Origin of the sequence: Pleomorphomonas sp. NRK KF1 (assembly GCF_023721755.1) — a bacterium.
GTDB lineage: Bacteria > Pseudomonadota > Alphaproteobacteria > Rhizobiales > Pleomorphomonadaceae > Pleomorphomonas.
In genome coordinates this window covers 584,029-599,570 of record NZ_JAMDLH010000001.1, presented here as the reverse complement: position 1 = coordinate 599,570, position 15,542 = coordinate 584,029, and the positions used below count along the sequence as shown (strand labels likewise).

The 15,542-nt window shown below is 63.1% G+C and carries 17 protein-coding genes and 2 tRNA genes; 7 read left to right on the top strand and 12 right to left on the bottom strand.

Going from position 1 to position 15,542, the window contains the following annotated elements:
* The first annotated feature begins 155 nt into the window (after window positions 1-155).
* Window positions 156-1,511 (top strand): esterase-like activity of phytase family protein, encoded by a 1,356-nt coding sequence (locus M4J39_RS02750; RefSeq protein WP_251726263.1) that lies wholly within the window; start codon window positions 156-158, stop codon window positions 1,509-1,511.
* Window positions 1,512-1,582: 71 nt separating this feature from the next.
* On the opposite strand, the gene M4J39_RS02745 is transcribed toward M4J39_RS02750, so the two are convergent.
* The 5 genes from M4J39_RS02745 to rpsF form a co-directional block, all read right to left on the bottom strand.
* Window positions 1,583-3,070, bottom strand: a complete 1,488-nt coding sequence (locus M4J39_RS02745; protein ID WP_251726262.1) for a replicative DNA helicase — start codon at window positions 3,068-3,070, stop codon at window positions 1,583-1,585.
* A 249-nt stretch (window positions 3,071-3,319) separates the two neighbouring features.
* Entirely contained in the window at window positions 3,320-3,883 is a 564-nt protein-coding gene (gene rplI, locus M4J39_RS02740) for a 50S ribosomal protein L9 (protein ID WP_251726261.1), read from the bottom strand.
* A 57-nt stretch (window positions 3,884-3,940) separates the two neighbouring features.
* Window positions 3,941-4,882 carry a hypothetical protein gene (locus tag M4J39_RS02735; RefSeq protein WP_251726260.1) on the bottom strand — a complete coding sequence of 314 codons (942 nt, stop codon included), beginning with the start codon at window positions 4,880-4,882 and terminating at the stop codon, window positions 3,941-3,943.
* A 176-nt stretch (window positions 4,883-5,058) separates the two neighbouring features.
* Window positions 5,059-5,307, bottom strand: coding sequence for a 30S ribosomal protein S18 (gene rpsR, locus M4J39_RS02730; protein ID WP_084632951.1), 249 nt, complete (start codon window positions 5,305-5,307; stop codon window positions 5,059-5,061).
* 2 nt (window positions 5,308-5,309) lie between these two features.
* Window positions 5,310-5,756: a 30S ribosomal protein S6 gene (gene rpsF / locus M4J39_RS02725; protein ID WP_101287919.1), complete on the bottom strand. Its 447-nt coding sequence runs from the start codon at window positions 5,754-5,756 to the stop codon at window positions 5,310-5,312.
* Window positions 5,757-6,124: 368 nt separating this feature from the next.
* Here rpsF and M4J39_RS02720 point away from each other — a divergent pair, with 368 nt between their 5' ends.
* A complete protein-coding gene (locus M4J39_RS02720) occupies window positions 6,125-6,661 on the top strand; it encodes an isochorismatase family protein (RefSeq protein WP_251726259.1) in 537 nt (178 codons plus the stop codon).
* A gap of 3 nt (window positions 6,662-6,664) precedes the next feature.
* On the opposite strand, the gene M4J39_RS02715 is transcribed toward M4J39_RS02720, so the two are convergent.
* The 3 genes from M4J39_RS02715 to M4J39_RS02705 form a co-directional block, all read right to left on the bottom strand.
* Window positions 6,665-6,862, bottom strand: a complete 198-nt coding sequence (locus M4J39_RS02715; RefSeq protein ID WP_251726258.1) for a hypothetical protein — start codon at window positions 6,860-6,862, stop codon at window positions 6,665-6,667.
* Between the two features lie 139 nt (window positions 6,863-7,001).
* Window positions 7,002-7,078, bottom strand: a tRNA-Asp gene (locus tag M4J39_RS02710).
* Between the two features lie 331 nt (window positions 7,079-7,409).
* A complete protein-coding gene (locus M4J39_RS02705) occupies window positions 7,410-9,425 on the bottom strand; it encodes a lytic transglycosylase domain-containing protein (RefSeq protein ID WP_251726257.1) in 2,016 nt (671 codons plus the stop codon).
* A 230-nt stretch (window positions 9,426-9,655) separates the two neighbouring features.
* Here M4J39_RS02705 and dapA point away from each other — a divergent pair, with 230 nt between their 5' ends.
* The 4 genes from dapA to M4J39_RS02685 all read left to right on the top strand — a co-directional run bounded on the left by dapA (window position 9,656) and on the right by M4J39_RS02685 (window position 11,868).
* Entirely contained in the window at window positions 9,656-10,531 is an 876-nt protein-coding gene (gene dapA / locus M4J39_RS02700) for a 4-hydroxy-tetrahydrodipicolinate synthase (protein WP_251726256.1), read from the top strand.
* A 13-nt stretch (window positions 10,532-10,544) separates the two neighbouring features.
* Window positions 10,545-11,027 (top strand): SsrA-binding protein SmpB, encoded by a 483-nt coding sequence (smpB, locus tag M4J39_RS02695; RefSeq protein ID WP_251726255.1) that lies wholly within the window; start codon window positions 10,545-10,547, stop codon window positions 11,025-11,027.
* Window positions 11,028-11,078: 51 nt separating this feature from the next.
* Window positions 11,079-11,168 (top strand) — tRNA-Ser (locus tag M4J39_RS02690).
* Between the two features lie 76 nt (window positions 11,169-11,244).
* Complete coding sequence (locus M4J39_RS02685) at window positions 11,245-11,868, top strand: helix-turn-helix domain-containing protein (protein ID WP_251726254.1); 624 nt, start codon at window positions 11,245-11,247, stop codon at window positions 11,866-11,868.
* On the opposite strand, the gene M4J39_RS02680 is transcribed toward M4J39_RS02685, so the two are convergent.
* The gene (locus M4J39_RS02680; RefSeq protein WP_251726253.1) at window positions 11,820-12,215 is read right to left on the bottom strand and encodes a VOC family protein; all 396 of its coding nucleotides are present in this window, start codon (window positions 12,213-12,215) and stop codon (window positions 11,820-11,822) included. The genes M4J39_RS02685 and M4J39_RS02680 overlap by 49 nt on opposite strands.
* Before the next feature lie 161 nt (window positions 12,216-12,376).
* On the bottom strand, window positions 12,377-13,318 hold the full coding sequence (locus tag M4J39_RS02675) for a GlxA family transcriptional regulator (RefSeq protein ID WP_251726252.1): 942 nt from the start codon (window positions 13,316-13,318) through the stop codon (window positions 12,377-12,379).
* Window positions 13,319-13,402: 84 nt separating this feature from the next.
* Here M4J39_RS02675 and M4J39_RS02670 point away from each other — a divergent pair, with 84 nt between their 5' ends.
* Window positions 13,403-14,092, top strand: coding sequence for a DJ-1/PfpI family protein (locus M4J39_RS02670; protein ID WP_251726251.1), 690 nt, complete (start codon window positions 13,403-13,405; stop codon window positions 14,090-14,092).
* Between the two features lie 13 nt (window positions 14,093-14,105).
* On the opposite strand, the gene M4J39_RS02665 is transcribed toward M4J39_RS02670, so the two are convergent.
* A complete protein-coding gene (locus M4J39_RS02665) occupies window positions 14,106-14,501 on the bottom strand; it encodes a hypothetical protein (protein ID WP_251726250.1) in 396 nt (131 codons plus the stop codon).
* Between the two features lie 302 nt (window positions 14,502-14,803).
* On the bottom strand, window positions 14,804-15,367 hold the full coding sequence (locus tag M4J39_RS02660) for a response regulator transcription factor (protein ID WP_371875370.1): 564 nt from the start codon (window positions 15,365-15,367) through the stop codon (window positions 14,804-14,806).
* Window positions 15,368-15,542: the final 175 nt, after the last annotated feature.

Below are 15,542 nucleotides of genomic sequence, written 5' to 3'. Positions count from 1 at the left end.
GCAGTCGCCAAACACTCGCCTCGGCAACTTGCATGCCGGGGCGATTTCCTATCAGGTGCCACGTTCATCACCCAACCGTCATCGCGCTGTAAACGCGCTGACATCGGCGCTTTCTACCGTAGTCGGGTTTTCTCCTTTCATTTCAGGTGAGCCCGATGAAGACCCTGCTTTTGGCGTCCGTCGCCATTGTCGCTTCCGCTGCCTTTGCCAACGCCGACGAAGTCGCCTTCAAGGCGACTCTGGCTTCGCAGGTCGTATTGCCGGCCAATACCATCATTGCCGCGCCGACCGATGCGCCCGAGTTTCTGAAACAGGCCGGCAAGTTCTCGACGCCGGATCGCAAGCGCGCCACCGTGCTCGGCTCCGTGCCGGGCGCTGACGGCGTCCGCAAGACCGGCCTCGGCCTGCCGTTCGACGGCCAGCCGGTACAGGGTTTCTCGGGCATCAAGACCATGGCTGACGGCACGTTCTGGAGCCTCAGCGACAATGGTTTTGGCAGCAAGGCCAACTCCAGCGACGCCATGCTGATGCTTCATCACGTCAAGTTCGACTGGCAAGGTGGCAAGGTCGAGCGCCTCGACACCGTGTTCCTCAGCGATCCGGACAAGCTGGCGCCGTTTCCGATCGTCATGGAGGGCGCCGACAAGCGCTACCTGACCGGAGCCGACTTCGATATCGAGTCGATCCAGCCGGTGGATGACGGGTTCTGGATCGGCGACGAGTTCGGTCCCTATCTCCTCCACGTCACCACTGACGGCCGACTGACCGATGTCGTGCCGACGCTTGTCGACGGCAAGCCGGTGCTGTCACCGGACAATCCGACCATGGGGCTGCCGTCTGATCCCACCAAACCGATGCCGGCCTTCAACGTCCGCCGCTCCAACGGCTTCGAGGGGCTGGCGCAATCCAAGGATGGCAGCAAACTCTACGCGCTGATGGAGGGCCCGCTGTACCTGGGGGACGGCAAGTTCGAGCAGATAGACGGCACGAACGCCATCCGCATCATCGAGTTCGACGTTGCAAGCAAGGCGTGGACAGGCCGTTCCTGGCTTTATCCGTTCTCGGGCGCCGGTACCAATATCGGCGACTTCAACATGGTCGACGAGGCCACGGCGCTGGTGATCGAGCGCGATGGCGGCGCCGGCCTTGCCGACAAGGCTTGTGCCGACCCGACCAAACCCGAGCCGACCTGCTTCGACAAGCCTTCCAAGCACAAGCGCATCTACAGGATCGCCTTCGGTGACGACAATGTCGGCAAGGCTGTGCGCAAGATCGGCTACATCGACCTGCTCGACGTTGCCGATCCCGATGGCAAGGCCAAGCAAGGGACGGAGAACGACATCTACACCATGCCCTTCGTCACCATCGAGAATGTCGACGTGGTCGACGCGACGCATATCGTCGTCGGCAACGACAACAACCTGCCGTATTCTGCCGGCCGCGCGCTCGACAGGTCTGACGACAACGAGTTCGTGCTGCTTGAGGTCGGCGAGTTCCTTGCCGCGAAGTAAGCGGCAAGGGCTGAACGAAAAGGCCCCGGAGCGTTGAGCTGCCGGGGCCTTGCTTTCTCACAGTATGGAACTCACTCGAAGCGTTCCGGCAGGTAGTCGTCCTTGGCGAGATCCGAGAAGCGGGTAACGGACGCGTCGAAGGCGAGCTGCACGGTGCCGGTGGGGCCGTGGCGTTGCTTGCCGATGATCACTTCGGCCTTGCCGGTGACGCGGTCCATCTCGGCCTGCCATTTGAAGAAATCCTCGGTGCCTTCCTTCGGCATGCGCGACTGCATGTAGTACTCGTCGCGGTAGATGAACATCACCACGTCGGCGTCCTGCTCGATCGAGCCGGATTCACGCAGGTCGGAGAGCTGCGGCCGCTTGTCGTCGCGGCTTTCGACCTGACGCGACAGCTGCGACAGGGCGATGATCGGAACCGCCAGTTCCTTGGCCAGTGCCTTGAGGCCGGTGGTGATTTCGGTGATTTCCTGCACGCGACCACCTTGGGCGGATCGTGCCGAACCCGAAAGCAGCTGCAGGTAGTCGACGATGACGACGTCGAGCCCACGCTGGCGCTTCAGGCGACGGGCGCGAGCGGCCAACTGGGCGATGGAGATGCCACCGGTGTGGTCAATGTAGAGCGGCAGCGTCTGCATGCGCTGGGCAACGGCAGCCAGTTTGGCGAACTGGTTCTCGTCGATGTTGCCACGGCGAATGTCCGACGAGGACACTTCCGATTGCTCGGCGAGAATACGCGTCGCCAGCTGTTCGGACGACATTTCCAGACTGAAGAAGCCGACGATGCCGCCGTTCACCGTCTTGAGCGAACCGTCCGGCTGCTCGGCCGCCTCATAGGCGTTGGCGACGTTGAAGGCGATGTTGGTGACCAGCGACGTCTTGCCCATGGCGGGGCGGGCGGCAAGGATGATGAGGTCGGACCTTTGAAGGCCGCCCATCGTTCGGTCGAGATCGGCGAGGCCGGTGGCGATGCCCGAGAGATGACCGTCGCGCTGGTAGGCGGCGGCGGCCATGTCGATGGCCTCGCGCAGCGCGTCGGAGAAGGTGTGGAAGCCGCCCTCGTAGCGACCGCTCTCGGCGATGCCGAACAGCCGGCGCTCCGCATCCTCGATCTGGGCGCGCGGCGGCATGTCGATCGGCGCGTCATAGGCGATGTTGACCATGTCCTCGCCGATGCGGATCAGATCGCGACGGACGGCGAGGTCGTGGATGATGCGGCCGTAGTCCTCGGCGTTGATGATGGTGGTCGCCTCTGAGGCGAGCCGCAGCAGATACTGCGTCACCGGCATCTCGGCGATCTGGTAATCGGCCGGATAGAAGGTCTTCAGCGTGATGGGCGAAGCCACCTTGCCGCCGCGGATGAGCTGGCCGATCTTCTCGTAGATCGCCTTATGCTGTTCGATGAAGAAATGGGGCGGTTCGAGGAAGTCGGAGACGCGGAAGAACGTCTCGTTGTTCATCAGCATGGCGCCCAGCAACTGCCGTTCCGCCTCGACATTGTGCGGCGCGCTCCGGGCGAGCGCAGTAGCCTGATCTTCGACGCGGCGGATGGTGGACATGGGTCGGACGGGTTCCTGAGGGCAAACGAGGAAAGGACAGTATCAAGCCGCAGTGCTGACAGGGGGCGGCAGTGGCGACTGACCCCGATATTCACAAACGAGTCTGATTCATGAAACGAGGAGCATTGACTCTCGCTTGCGATCGAGTCTCCCGGGGCAGAATCGACAGTACCTTGTTTTGACACGAAAAACCCCGGGGTTGGAGACCCCGGGGCCGATCTATCACGATGATCTCGAACCGAAGCCGGCTCAGAGTTCCTCGCGGTCCATTCCCTCGTCGTCGAGCACCGAACCGACTTCACGAACGAAGGTGTCTTCGCGGGCGCCGGCGGTGACGTCCTCACCCTTGGCCTGACGCTGGGCCTCATCCTCGGAGCGGGCGATGTTGAGGGTGATGGTGGCGCGAACGTCGGCGTGCAGCACGATGTCGACGTTGTGGACGCCGAGGTTCTTGATCGGCGCGTTGATGTCCACCTGCGAGCGGGTGATGGTCTCGCCGGCAGCGGCCAGGATGTCGACGATGTCGCGGGCGGCGACGGAACCGTAGAGCTGGCCGGTCTCGGCAGCCTGACGGACGACGACGAAGGAGCGCTGGTCGAGACCGATCTTGATCTGCTCGGCCGACGACTTGCGCTCGGCGTTACGGGCTTCGAGGGCGGCGCGCTCGCGATCGAAGCGGGCCTGGTTCTCCTTGGTGGCGCGAAGCGCCTTGCCCTGCGGCAGCAGGAAGTTGCGGGCGAAGCCGTCGCGAACCTTGACCGTTTCGCCGAGGGTGCCGTGCTTGCCGATGCGCTCGAGAAGGATGACCTTCATTTTCTGTACTCCGTTCTGTCTGTTGTAGCGTTGCCGCCGTTTCGGGGATCGAGGCCGTCAGGCGCCCGGTCGTTGGTTGAGCCGCTTGGCCCTGAGGCCGAGCGGACCGTCGAGAATGCCGGCGATCGCCAGCGGAATAAGAGGAATTGAAAGGACGAACGTGGCGCCGTAGGTGACCCCCAGGATGAGTGGGGCAGCCGGGTTGCCGCGGACGAAAACGTGGAGGACGGCAAATCCCACCATCGCAAAGCCCATGCCCGCAGATCCGGCAACTACGCCGGCCACGAGGCCGACCGGGCTGTCGACACTGGCAAGCAGCGCCGCGCCCACGAACAGGCCCGCCATCCACATCGGAAGCGACAGCGTTTCGGCGATGGAATCGTCGCCGCGCTTGAGGCGACCGGACATCCGCACCACGCGTCCGCCCAGCCAGAGATTGAACGCCGTGAGCACAAGCCAGAACATGCCAAGCGCAAAGGGCATCAGACGCATGTAGACGAGCAGTGCGGGCAAAAGATCTTCGCGGGTCGGAGCGCCGGGCTCGCCCGAAGCCTGCCCCATGGCCACCAGCATGTCGGCAACGTCGGAGGCGGTCGCCTGAATATCAAAACCGATCACCATGCCAACGCCAACGATGGTCGCAGCGGTGATCAGTACCATGGCCGTGAAGATGCGGCCGAGCGGATACCACTCGAAGCTTCGGCCCTCGGGGTCGAGCGGCCGGCCAAGGCCGACGAGATAGCCATAGAAAGCCATGGGGCCGGCGATCACCAGCGCATGCAGCAATGCCGCCTTCCAGGACACGAAGACCCAGAGGCCTACGAGCCCCGCGAGCACGGCGAAAATGCCGGCCAGTGTGCCCCAGCCGATGGTGACGATGGCGACGGGAAGCGCGGACATGAAGAACAGCGGCGTGCCAAGGGCACCGCCACTTGTGACGGCCGCGAAAAGCAGAGCGGAGGCGGCACCTGCTGCGATGCCGAGAAGAAGTCCGTTCACTTTGGTCTCGCTGTCCCGCGCGATCGCCGAAGAAGCGATCGATGCTGTGATCGACGGCCGGTGCCGCCGGGCGGTTAGGGGTGCCGAGCCGAAAGGCCGCATCCCAACTTTGCAGGAAAGGCGCCGCAGCAGACCGCGACGCCGGATCGTCTCAATGCGCCGTCAGGCGCCCGTCATCACTTGATGATGAACGGCAGCAGGCCGAGGATGCGGGCGCGCTTGATCGCCTGGGCGAGCTCGCGCTGCTTCTTGGCCGACACCGCGGTGATGCGGGAGGGAACGATCTTGCCGCGCTCGGAAATGTAGCGCTGCAGCAGACGCACGTCCTTGTAGTCGATCTTCGGGGCGTTGGCGCCGGAGAACGGACAGGTCTTCCGACGACGGAAGAACGGACGACGGGCGGCCGGGAGGGAGGTGATTTCCATGATTATTCCATATCCCCAGCTTCGGTTTCACGACGGGGGGCACGGTCGCGGCGCGGGCCACGATCGCCACCGCGGAAGCCACCACGGTCGCCACGGCCGGCGGGAGCGCCATCGCGCTCGTCACGGTCGCGCTTCTGGAGCATGGCCGACGGGCCTTCTTCCAGTTCGTCGACGCGAATGGTCATCGTGCGGAGGATGTCTTCGCTGAGGCTCTCCTGGCGCTCCATCTCGGCGACGGCCGCGTGCGGCGCATCGAGATTGAACAGGACGTAGTGAGCCTTGCGGTTCTTCTTGACGCGGTAGGCGAGGGCGCGCAGGCCCCAGTTCTCCACCTTCTTCACCGCGCCGCCATTGCTTTCAATGACGGCCTTGTACTGGTCAGCGATCGCTTCCACCTGCTGGGCGGAAACGTCCTGGCGGACCAGGAACACGTGCTCGTAGAGCGCCATGTCGGTACAGCCTTTCTCGGTTCATTGACCACCCGGCGCCAAGCCTCTGCGAACCCTCCGAAAGGCTCCACAGATACGAGATCGAGAGCGGAGACACGGGAAGACGATCCTTGTTTGAGGATCAGAGACCTTGCCTTGCGGCGCGGCCACCTTCCGTTCAGCCCCCAGCCGGGTATCGTCCATCCTGAACGATGGCGCGCTCATTACAGGAAAGGCGCCTGTGCGGCAAGCAAAATCGCCTTCCGGCAGTAGGTCGACCGCCGCTGCCGGCAATTGTTGCATGGCACAGGGATTTGCCCGGATGGTCAAGCCCGTCCGGCCATGCTTGGCTGACGGTCTTTGGAGGATGAAGCGGCGAGGAGGCCGACATGGACGTGATGCTCGTCGTCGATATGCAGGTTGGCCTCAGGGAAGGATTGCCCAAATACGATCTTCTCGGCGTCGTCGGTCGCATCAATGCCCTCGGCGCCGCCATTCGCAAGCGGGGCGGCCGACTGGTGTTCATCCAGCATGCCGGCGAGAAAGGCGACAGCTTTGAGCCGGGCACTTCCGGGTGGCGGTTCCTTCCGGAACTGCGGCGAGCCCCCGATGATCTGGTGGTGGCCAAGACGTTCAACGATCCTTTTCATGACAGCCCGCTTTCGGAGATCCTCGACAACCTCGGCACCGAGCGTCTGTTCGTGACCGGTTGGGCAACCGATTTCTGCGTCGATGCCACCGTTCGGCGGGCGGTTACGCTCGGCCGGCCGGTGATTCCCGTCGCCGACGCGCATACGGTCTCCGATCGGCCGCACTTGCCGGCCCGCGCCGTCATCGAACATCACAACTGGGTCTGGAGCGGCCTGATCGCGCCAGGCGGCGTCGACGTGTTGCCGACGCATGCCATCCTGAATGGCGACGGCTGAGCGTCAGGACGCGAATCCGTCGCCAAGCTTCGGGGCGACCTCTTCGCGCCAGAGGCGCTCTTCCTCTTCCGACAAGGCCGCCTCGCCGTTGCTGACAACCTTCTGGGCGGCGAGATAGGCGTCGGAGCCTTCTTGCAACTCGCCTTGATCCACCAGCGTCAACAGTGCTTCCGACAGGATCAGATTGGAACGCTCGGACATGACAAAAGCCTCCGTTTGTTAGTACGGAGGCTCAACGCATAAGGACGAAGGATGTTCCGAACGCTTCGGGTCGAACGCTGAAGCAATACGTGAAGAACACCGCCTTAGGCAATGATTTCACTTTTCTTTCAGGAGAAAGTGGCGGGAGTGACGGGGCTCGAACCCGCGACCTCCGGCGTGACAGGCCGGCACTCTAACCAACTGAGCTACACCCCCGCTGGGCCGTATCGTACCGCTCGCTGTCTTGCCGGCAGCGCCGCGTTCCGTGTTGGTGAGCGGTGAATTAGGGGATGCCTCCGGGGAAGTCAAGCGGCCTTTTTCGACTTTTTATCGACGAGGTGCCTTCAGCATGCAAAATTGGCGGAATCCTCCTGAATTATCTCGTCAATTTCCATCTGTGGGTTGGCCGTGGACAGGCGGCATCGGCACGCCCCGGCCCGTTGGCCGAGACTTTGCCGGCGAATCCGGATGGTGCCGTGGCGCACGTCTGGAGCTTGCCTTTGGAACGGTTGCCCGCTGTTCCCGCTGCCACGGCCTTGATGATGATTCAGCTGCCGCGCCGGAGGTCGTCGGCGATAGCCAGGCGGGCCCCGTCGAGCCGTTCACGATAGACCTGAATATTCTCCAGCACACGCTGCACGTAGTTGCGCGTCTCCCCATAGGGAATGCTTTCGATCCAGTCGACCGGGTCGACACCGGGGTTGCGTGGGTCGCCAAAGCGCTGCACCCACTCCCGGACGCGGCTCTTGCCGGCGTTGTAGGCGGCGAAGGTGAGGATGTAGGAGCCGCCGAACTCGTCCAGAAGCTCGCGCAAATGGGCCGCCCCCAGCGTGGCGTTGTAGCCGGCGTCGCTGGTGAGGCGATCCTTGGAGTATTTGACGCCAATCGCCTTCGCCGTATTGGCCGCCGTCGACGGAATCAGCTGCAGAAGGCCGAGCGCGCCAGCTTTCGAGCGGGCACGAGGGTCGAAGGCGCTTTCCTGGCGGGCAATGCCGTAGACCATCGCCGTCTCCACCTGCTTCTGGTGGCGGGCGCTCTCGGGGATGGCATCAAGCGGGAAGGCGAGGCGTTCCGCCCCGAGCCCCCGGTCGGCGGCGAGCTTGCCGATCTGAAGAGCAAGGCGATGATCTCCCTGGCTCTCGGCGAATCCGGCAAGCAGCGCCACCTGGCCGCCCGTGGTCAGCGTCTTCGCCAACTCGAGATAGAGCAAATTGGCGTCGCTCTCCCGCCCGGTCCTGAGCAGTTGCACCAGAACGCGGGCAAGATCGGTTCGTGCGAAGGCGGCGCGGTCGGCTTCGGTCGGTTTTGGCGCCGGCGGCAAGCCAAGGCTTGGGAGGCCGAGCTTCACGCGCGCCAGCTGGCCATAGAAGGTGAACTCGTCAGATGCGGCGCGGCCATAACGCGTACGCGCATTTTCGGTGCGACCGGCGGCCTCTTCGGCGCGGGCCATCCAGTAGTTGGCTCGGGCGCGGGAGATCGGCTTCTGCGACACCTTTTCCAACTGGCCAAAGTGCCTCAGCGCCGCCTGCGGATCCTTCAGGAAGCGCAGGGCATACCAGCCAGCGTGAAAATAGGCTTCCTGAAGGGTCGTTTCGCCGCCGCCCGCGTGATTGGCGACGACCTTGTAGGCAAGGCGATGGTTGTTCTTCTCCATGAGATCGCGGGAGACGATGCGCCTTTCCACCCACCAGTCATCACCGTGGAGCGCAGTCGCCTTGGCGTCGACGGACAGGATGACCTTCGCCGCCTGCTCCGGCCGGTCGGCGCGGCGGTGCCATTCGGCCAGCGTGAAGGCGTAGAGCGGGTCCTTGCGGGCGGCCTTCGGCACCGCGTCGAGCTTGCGGCCGGCGTCGGAGCTACCGCGCAGAACGGCAGTCCTGGCGGCGGCGAGAGCGGCGTAGCCGTTCGGCAGATAGGGGGCGAGCGCAGCAGCCTGCGTGACGCGGTCGGCATACATCAGCATGTCGTAGCGCGCCTTGTGCTGGGCGCGCGTCAGCACCCCGCCGAACTCGGCAATCGTCGCCTTGTCTTCGGCCGGCGACAGCCGTTCCCGCGCCCACCAGGCGCCGAGCAGGGCGGAGGCATCGGAGTTGCGCCCCGCGGCGATCAGGGCTCGGGCGAGCGATTTGGTTCCCTTGTCCGAAATCGGCGCCGAGCCCGCATAGGCGGCAATCTCGTCGGCCGGGGAAAGGTTCATGTCCGACAGCGCCTGCTCGGCACGGCGGCGCATCAGCTCCACGGAGGGCCAATCGGGCCGGCGGCGGGCGAAATCGGTGATCGTGCCGGGCGTGAGGCCCTCGACGCCCCGTCGGATGGCCATCCACGTGACGATGTCGCGATCGATCTCGGACAGGTTGGCGGCGATCGAGAGGGCCCCGGCCAGGTTCTTGGAGTCGAGTGCGTCCAGGGCCGAACGCAGACCATCGATATTGGTTTGCGACAGGTTCGGCAGAGCGCCCGTAATGTCGGCGGAAGGACCGGCGGCAAGGGCCGATGACGGCTCCGACAGCATGGCCGGCAGGGCGATCAGCAGAGCGGCAACGAGCGAAGGCGTCTTGAACATGGCAACCCTCATCAAGTGAAAATTAACTTCAAGATGTCGCCACTTTGTTGAGGAAACCTTGACGCTGCCGACGGGGGTGGGGTGAAGCCGATTTTGTGACACGGCTTTGTGGCAAATTTTCACAAAGGCTGGCGGGGCAGTTGTTCTTCGCCCAACCTCGCCTTATTGTCCGCCGGCTGCGGACCGGGGGGCACCTTCGCACCCTGCCCAGTCCATCATGAAGAGGGATCATGTTCAAGGGATCGATCACCGCGCTCGTCACGCCTTTTCGCGACGGCGCCATCGACTGGAAGGCCTTCGAGGCTTTCGTCGACTGGCAGGTCACGGAAGGCAGTCATGGCCTGGTTCCGGTGGGGACCACGGGCGAAAGCCCGACACTCAGCCATGACGAGCACAAACGGGTGGTCGAAACCTGCGTCAAGGTGACAGCCGGCCGCGTGCCGGTGATCGCCGGCGCCGGCTCGAACAATACGGCGGAGGCGATCGACCTCGCCCAGTTCGCCGAGAAGGCGGGGGCGAACGCGCTTCTCGTCGTCACGCCCTACTACAACAAGCCGAACCAGGAGGGCCTTTACCGGCACTTCAAGGCGATCAACGACGCCGTCGGCCTGCCGATCTTCATCTACAACATCCCCGGTCGGTCGGTGATCGACATGTCCGTGGAGACGATGGCCCGGCTCAACGAGCTCAGGAACATCGTCGGCGTCAAGGATGCCACGGCGAAAGTCGAGCGCGTATCCGCCCAGCGGCAGGCGATGGGGCCAGGTTTCATCCAGTTGTCCGGCGAGGATGGCACCGCTCTGGCGTTCATGGCTCACGGCGGTCATGGCTGCATTTCGGTGACGGCCAATATCGCGCCGCGTCTCTGCGCGGAGTTCCAGAACGCCTGTCTCGCGGGCGACTACGCCAAGGCGCTGTCGATCCAGGACAAGCTGTTTCCGCTGCACCACGCGCTGTTCATCGAACCGAATCCGCAGGGCGCCAAATACGCCTTGTCACTGATCGGCAAGATGGAGAACGAGCTGCGTCTGCCGTTGGTACCAGTGGCGTCGTCGACGGAAACGGCGCTGCGCAAGGCGCTTGAGCACGCCGGCCTCTTGAGCTGATGGGCATCGAGTGATGGCGCAGAAGAAGAAAAAGGCCGATCCAAACCGGAAGGTCGTCGCCGATAACAGGGCGGCGCGCTATCACTACGCGCTCGGCGAGAAGCTGGAAGCGGGAATCATGCTGCTCGGCACGGAGGTGAAAAGCCTGCGTGCCGGGCGCATCAATCTCGGCGAAGCCTATGTCGGCGTCGCGGGCAGCGAGGTCTACCTCTACAACGCCCATATCCCCGAGTATCTACAGGGCAACCGCTTCAATCACGAGCTGCGGCGGCCCAGGAAGCTGTTGCTTCATCGGCGCCAGATCGACCGGCTGATCACCTCGATCCAGCGTCAGGGCATGACCATCGTGCCGCTTCGCCTCTATTTCAACGAGCGCGGCATGGCCAAGTGCGAGATCTCGGTGGCCGAGGGCAAGAAGCTGCATGACAAGCGGCAGGCGACCAAGGAACGCGACTGGAATCGCGAAAAGGCGAGGCTCCTTCGCTCGCGCGAGTGAGCGAATCCCTTGCCAAGGCGACGAAAAGTCGACATGGTCGCGCGCCGGCATGGACGGATGGCCGAGTGGTTTAAGGCAGCGGTCTTGAAAACCGCCGAGGGTGCAAGCCCTCCGTGAGTTCGAATCTCACTCCGTCCGCCATTTCATTTCAGCTGCCGAGATCTGCAAGACTTTTTAGATGAGTGCATGTCGCGGATTTCACAGGTGGCAGCATCGGGTGCTCAAGGCAGAGCGCCACATTGTGTTCCCGGATGGCTGCCGTGACCTGCTGGTCGTTCGCGAGCCCGACGGAACCTGTGAAGTCACTCTTACAGAGTTCGATTTTCATCCTCGACCCGCCGCGTTGCGCCCGGGAACCGACATCTCCGGCTATCGTCTGAGGCCCGGCGCGGACGTCTCACGACCCGTCGTCGAGGCGATCGCTGCCAACCCCGACCTGGCCGAGACGATTCTCGGCGGTGAATGTGGCGATTGGAACGATCTGGACGAGGCCATTGCGGCCCTAACAATGCCCGGGGCAACGGTGGCGGCAGTGGCCCGGAGCCTTGGCGTTTCTATCCGGACCATGCAGAGGCACTTTCTGTCTCGAAATCTGCCGCCACCCGACTTTTGGCGGTTGCTGGCGCGAGCCCGTCAGGCGGCGAGATTGCTAAGCGACGCCGCGCCGCTTGCCGAAGTGGCCGACGAGTGCGGTTTCAGCGATCAGGCGCACATGACCCGTGACTTCACGCGATGGTTCGGGCTGACGCCCGCGCAACTGCGCGGGAACGCATCGCTGTTGAAGATCTTGGGTCAGCCGGCGCTCGGCAACTGGACCGGAGAGCAGATCTCCACGAGATAGCCATTGGGATCGGCGACATAGGATGTCGTCTGGCCCCAGGGTTCGTCACGAACCTCCTGTATCGGTTTCGCTCCCGCGGCGACGGCTCGGTCGAAAGCAGCCTTCACGTCGTCGGTTTCGAAGGCGATCTCGAACACAGGCGCCTTCGGGTTCGGCTTGCCGGGTGTCTTGCCGAGTTGGGTCATCAGAGCAACCGAGGAGAACGCGAGCCTTGTCTCTCCGGTAGAAAGCTCGCCGTAATCGCCCGACTCGTGAAGGAAGGTTCGCGTCAGGGCGAAAGCGCGTTCGTAGAAGTCGAGCGAGGAGGCAACGTCGGTAACATAGAGGATCGTGTATCGCAGGATCATGTGGGCTCTCCGAAAGTGGGTCTCGGAGAACTATCTGCACTCGGAGGCGCTTTGCGTCTTGAACGATTGCGACATGCGTTGTGTGTGACCGGTGCAAGGTCGCGTCGACGTGAGTTCGCCGGCAAGACGCACCGAGAGCACCTGACGGATATGGAAGTCGGCTAACCCTGAGATCGCCTGATCGCCTGGGGTGGCTGACCGAAACGCCTCAGAAACGCCCGTCGCATCCGCTCCGGATCGTGAAACCCCACGGCCGTCGCGATCTGTTCGATTGGCTCGCGCGAGCTTTCGATCCGCTCTCGCGCCGCTTCCACCCTGAGACGTTCGACCGCCTTGGCCGGGCTGATCCCGATCACTTTCAGGAAGGCGCGTGAGAAGTTGCGCGGGCTCATCGCCATGCGCTCGGCGAGCTGTTCCACCGTCAACCTCTCGGCAAGATTGGCTCGCATCCACTCAAGCAGGGGAGAGAAGCGAGTGTCGCCGCCACCCAGGTCGGCAAGCGCGGAGAACTGCGACTGCCCACCCGGACGGCGATAGTAGACGACCATTTCCTGTGCCACCCGCCGGGCGACTTCTTCACCCAAATCATCGGCGATCAATGCAAGGGCGAGGTCGATGCCGGCGCTGATCCCGGCCGATGTCCACATGTTGTCGGCGCGGATGTGAATGCGGTCGACCTCGACGCGAACCGATGGAAAGAGTTGCTGGAGTTGTTCGGCCCTTCGCCAGTGGGTCGTCACGCGCTTTCCGTCGAGCAATCCTGCCGCGGCCAACGGAAAGGCGCCGGAGCAGACACTGCACATCCGACGGACATTGGCAGCGCAAGCGCGCAAGAAAGCGATCGTCTCGGGGTAACGCATGACGTCGCGGCTGCCGTTGCCACCGGAAATGACCAACGTATCCAACGGCGGGGCATCGGACACCGGCAGGCTGTCCATCGCAGCGCCGGACGAACTCTCCACCAGTCCACCCTTTATCGACAGGAGTGCCAGGCGATAGGCATCGGGCTTCACTCGCGCGGCGATCTCGAACGCAGTGATTGGTCCCGACGCATCGAGAAGCTGGAAGTCCTTGTAGAGAAAGATGCCGATGTTCTTTGTCATGACTGAAAATGAGGGATCCTTGTCATTTCGGCAAGTTGCTCGCTTGGGCATGATGGAGCAAGTCGAAAAGAGGGGGAGTTACCCGTGACCACATCGCCGTTCCGGATCGTCTTCGCCATCTATCCCGGCATGACACATCTCGATTTTACCGGACCGCACCAGTTTCTCTCGCGTCTGCCACGCAGCGAGGTGATCGTCGCCAGTGCCGCCGGCGGAGACGTGCCAAGCGAAGGACTGACCTTCGCCGCGACCCGGCGACTTGGGGACATCTCGGCCTGCGATCTGATCTGTGTACCCGGAGGCGCCAACGCCACGACCGTCGCGCTAGACGACGCCTTTGTCGGAGAGATCAGAGGCTTGGCGTTGAGCGCTCGTTACGTCACGTCCGTGTGCACCGGATCTCTGATCCTCGGCGCGGCGGGCCTTCTGAGAGGTCGACGCGCGGCCTGTCACTGGGCATGGCGGCACTTGCTGCCTCTATACGGCGCCGTGCCCGATGAGGCGCGCGTTGTTCGCGACGGCAACCTGATCACCGGCGGGGGCGTGACGGCCGGCATCGACTTCGCGCTTGTGGTGCTGGCCGAGGTCGCGGGCGCGGACGTGGCCCAGATGGTGCAGCTTGGACTTGAGTACGCACCGGCGCCACCGTTCGATGCCGGTCACCCGGATCGTGCGCCGGTCGCGATCCTTGCCGCCTATCGCGAGCGAATGGCCGGCCTGTTGCCGGCTCGGGAAGCCGAGGCGCGCGCGGCTGTCGAACGTCTTGACACCTAGACGGCTCCGGTGCTCAAGGAGCGCCGGCGTCGAACGTAAGGCCGCCTTGCACCAAAGATCCCTTCGGACCGTATAGGCGTATGGACGTCTCGCAGAATGGCTTCAACCCGTTAGCTGCGATTTGAAGGCCTGCCTGTTTCTCGGCGTCGTCGTAAACTTTGGCCCACAGGTCGCACTCCATTTCGCTTGCCCTGAACCCGTTCCACGCAAGAGCAAGGTAGCCAAGAAACGGCTCCAGGTTCCTCTCGAGGTTCGGGCAAAACTCCCCCGCCGCCCCGACCGCCGCTAGATGCTTGATCAGGTTGGTCTGCTCGTCGGAGTATCTGGAAGGACACGAAGAGGAGGCGGCATGCGAGACACTCGACATGGCAAGCATCGCGACAACGGCTAGATACTGCGCTCGATACATCAGGCTTCTCGTCACTGTGTGGTGTCGTGGGCAAACGATCCCACGGATAGTTCACTCACTAAGCGAGTGACTCAGACACAATTACAGCCAAACGCATGCAACTCCAGCGATTATTCTGCCATGTTTCATAATCGCAGAGAGATGTTCGCGGAAACGTTCCGCAGCTCCGACGAACGACGAGTCATGACGCTGGGCACCTGAACCAGTGGCCATCGCGAAGGTCAGTCGGACAGTGTTGCCGCGGCACGAGGTTCCATAGGGAGACCGGCGGCGGTCCGTGTGCAGACCGTCGCCGGGATTGGTTAGCCGTTTACCAGCATGTAGCCGACGTAACGCTTGGAATCGATGGGATCGAAACCGAGACGCGCTCGCAGCTTCTTGCGAAGCTTGCTGATATGGCTCTCGATCACGCTCTCTTCGACCTCTTCGTTGCAGAAGCCGTAAACGAAGCCGAAGATCTTTTCCTTGGTGACGCGTTTGTTTTGGTTTCGCACCAAGTACTCGAGAATTCGGCGCTCGCGGCGCGGCAGAACGAAGGGTTCGCCGTTCACTTCCGGGTCGCGTCCGTCGAAGAAGACGCGCATCGACCCGATGATCCGGCAATCGTCGGTCTGGCCGCCGGCCCGGCGCTGGATGGCGCCGGCCCGGGCGATGATTTCGCGGACGTGGACCGGCTGCCGGACGACGTCATCGACGCCGACGGCGAACAGATTCAACGTCTGCTCGAGGCTGGGAACGTCGCTGAAGGCGATCAGAGGAGCACCGCATCTCTCACGGATGATTTTCGGCACCGACTGACGATCTTCGCAACTGCCCAGCAAAAAGCCCTCGATGGTTAACAGGTCGCTGTCAGGCGCGGCCCCCATCCAGTCTCGGAACTCCGGCGATCGAAATCCGATCGAGGAAACCCCTTCTCGTTCAAATCCTGACGTGTAACCGGAAGTAACGATCTTCCGGTCATCAATGATGACGAACATAGCTCACATTCCCCGTCAATCGACCTGGTGGTAAAGATCAACGTCGGGGATAAGCTAGGTTGAG

Excerpts from the sequence above, each read along its gene's own strand:
- M4J39_RS02665 (WP_251726250.1), bottom strand. The coding sequence starts at position 14,501 with ATGTATCGAGCGCAGTATCTAGCCGTTGTCGCGATGCTTGCCATGTCG.
- rplI (WP_251726261.1), bottom strand. The coding sequence starts at position 3,883 with ATGAAGGTCATCCTTCTCGAGCGCATCGGCAAGCACGGCACCCTCGGC.
- M4J39_RS02750 (WP_251726263.1), top strand. The coding sequence starts at position 156 with ATGAAGACCCTGCTTTTGGCGTCCGTCGCCATTGTCGCTTCCGCTGCC.
- M4J39_RS02675 (WP_251726252.1), bottom strand. The coding sequence starts at position 13,318 with ATGACAAAGAACATCGGCATCTTTCTCTACAAGGACTTCCAGCTTCTC.
- smpB (WP_251726255.1), top strand. The coding sequence starts at position 10,545 with ATGGCGCAGAAGAAGAAAAAGGCCGATCCAAACCGGAAGGTCGTCGCC.
- M4J39_RS02680 (WP_251726253.1), bottom strand. The coding sequence starts at position 12,215 with ATGATCCTGCGATACACGATCCTCTATGTTACCGACGTTGCCTCCTCG.
- M4J39_RS02720 (WP_251726259.1), top strand. The coding sequence starts at position 6,125 with ATGGACGTGATGCTCGTCGTCGATATGCAGGTTGGCCTCAGGGAAGGA.
- M4J39_RS02745 (WP_251726262.1), bottom strand. The coding sequence starts at position 3,070 with ATGTCCACCATCCGCCGCGTCGAAGATCAGGCTACTGCGCTCGCCCGG.
- rpsF (WP_101287919.1), bottom strand. The coding sequence starts at position 5,756 with ATGGCGCTCTACGAGCACGTGTTCCTGGTCCGCCAGGACGTTTCCGCC.
- M4J39_RS02705 (WP_251726257.1), bottom strand. The coding sequence starts at position 9,425 with ATGTTCAAGACGCCTTCGCTCGTTGCCGCTCTGCTGATCGCCCTGCCG.
- M4J39_RS02660 (WP_371875370.1), bottom strand. The coding sequence starts at position 15,367 with ATGGGGGCCGCGCCTGACAGCGACCTGTTAACCATCGAGGGCTTTTTG.
- M4J39_RS02715 (WP_251726258.1), bottom strand. The coding sequence starts at position 6,862 with ATGTCCGAGCGTTCCAATCTGATCCTGTCGGAAGCACTGTTGACGCTG.
- dapA (WP_251726256.1), top strand. The coding sequence starts at position 9,656 with ATGTTCAAGGGATCGATCACCGCGCTCGTCACGCCTTTTCGCGACGGC.
- rpsR (WP_084632951.1), bottom strand. The coding sequence starts at position 5,307 with ATGGAAATCACCTCCCTCCCGGCCGCCCGTCGTCCGTTCTTCCGTCGT.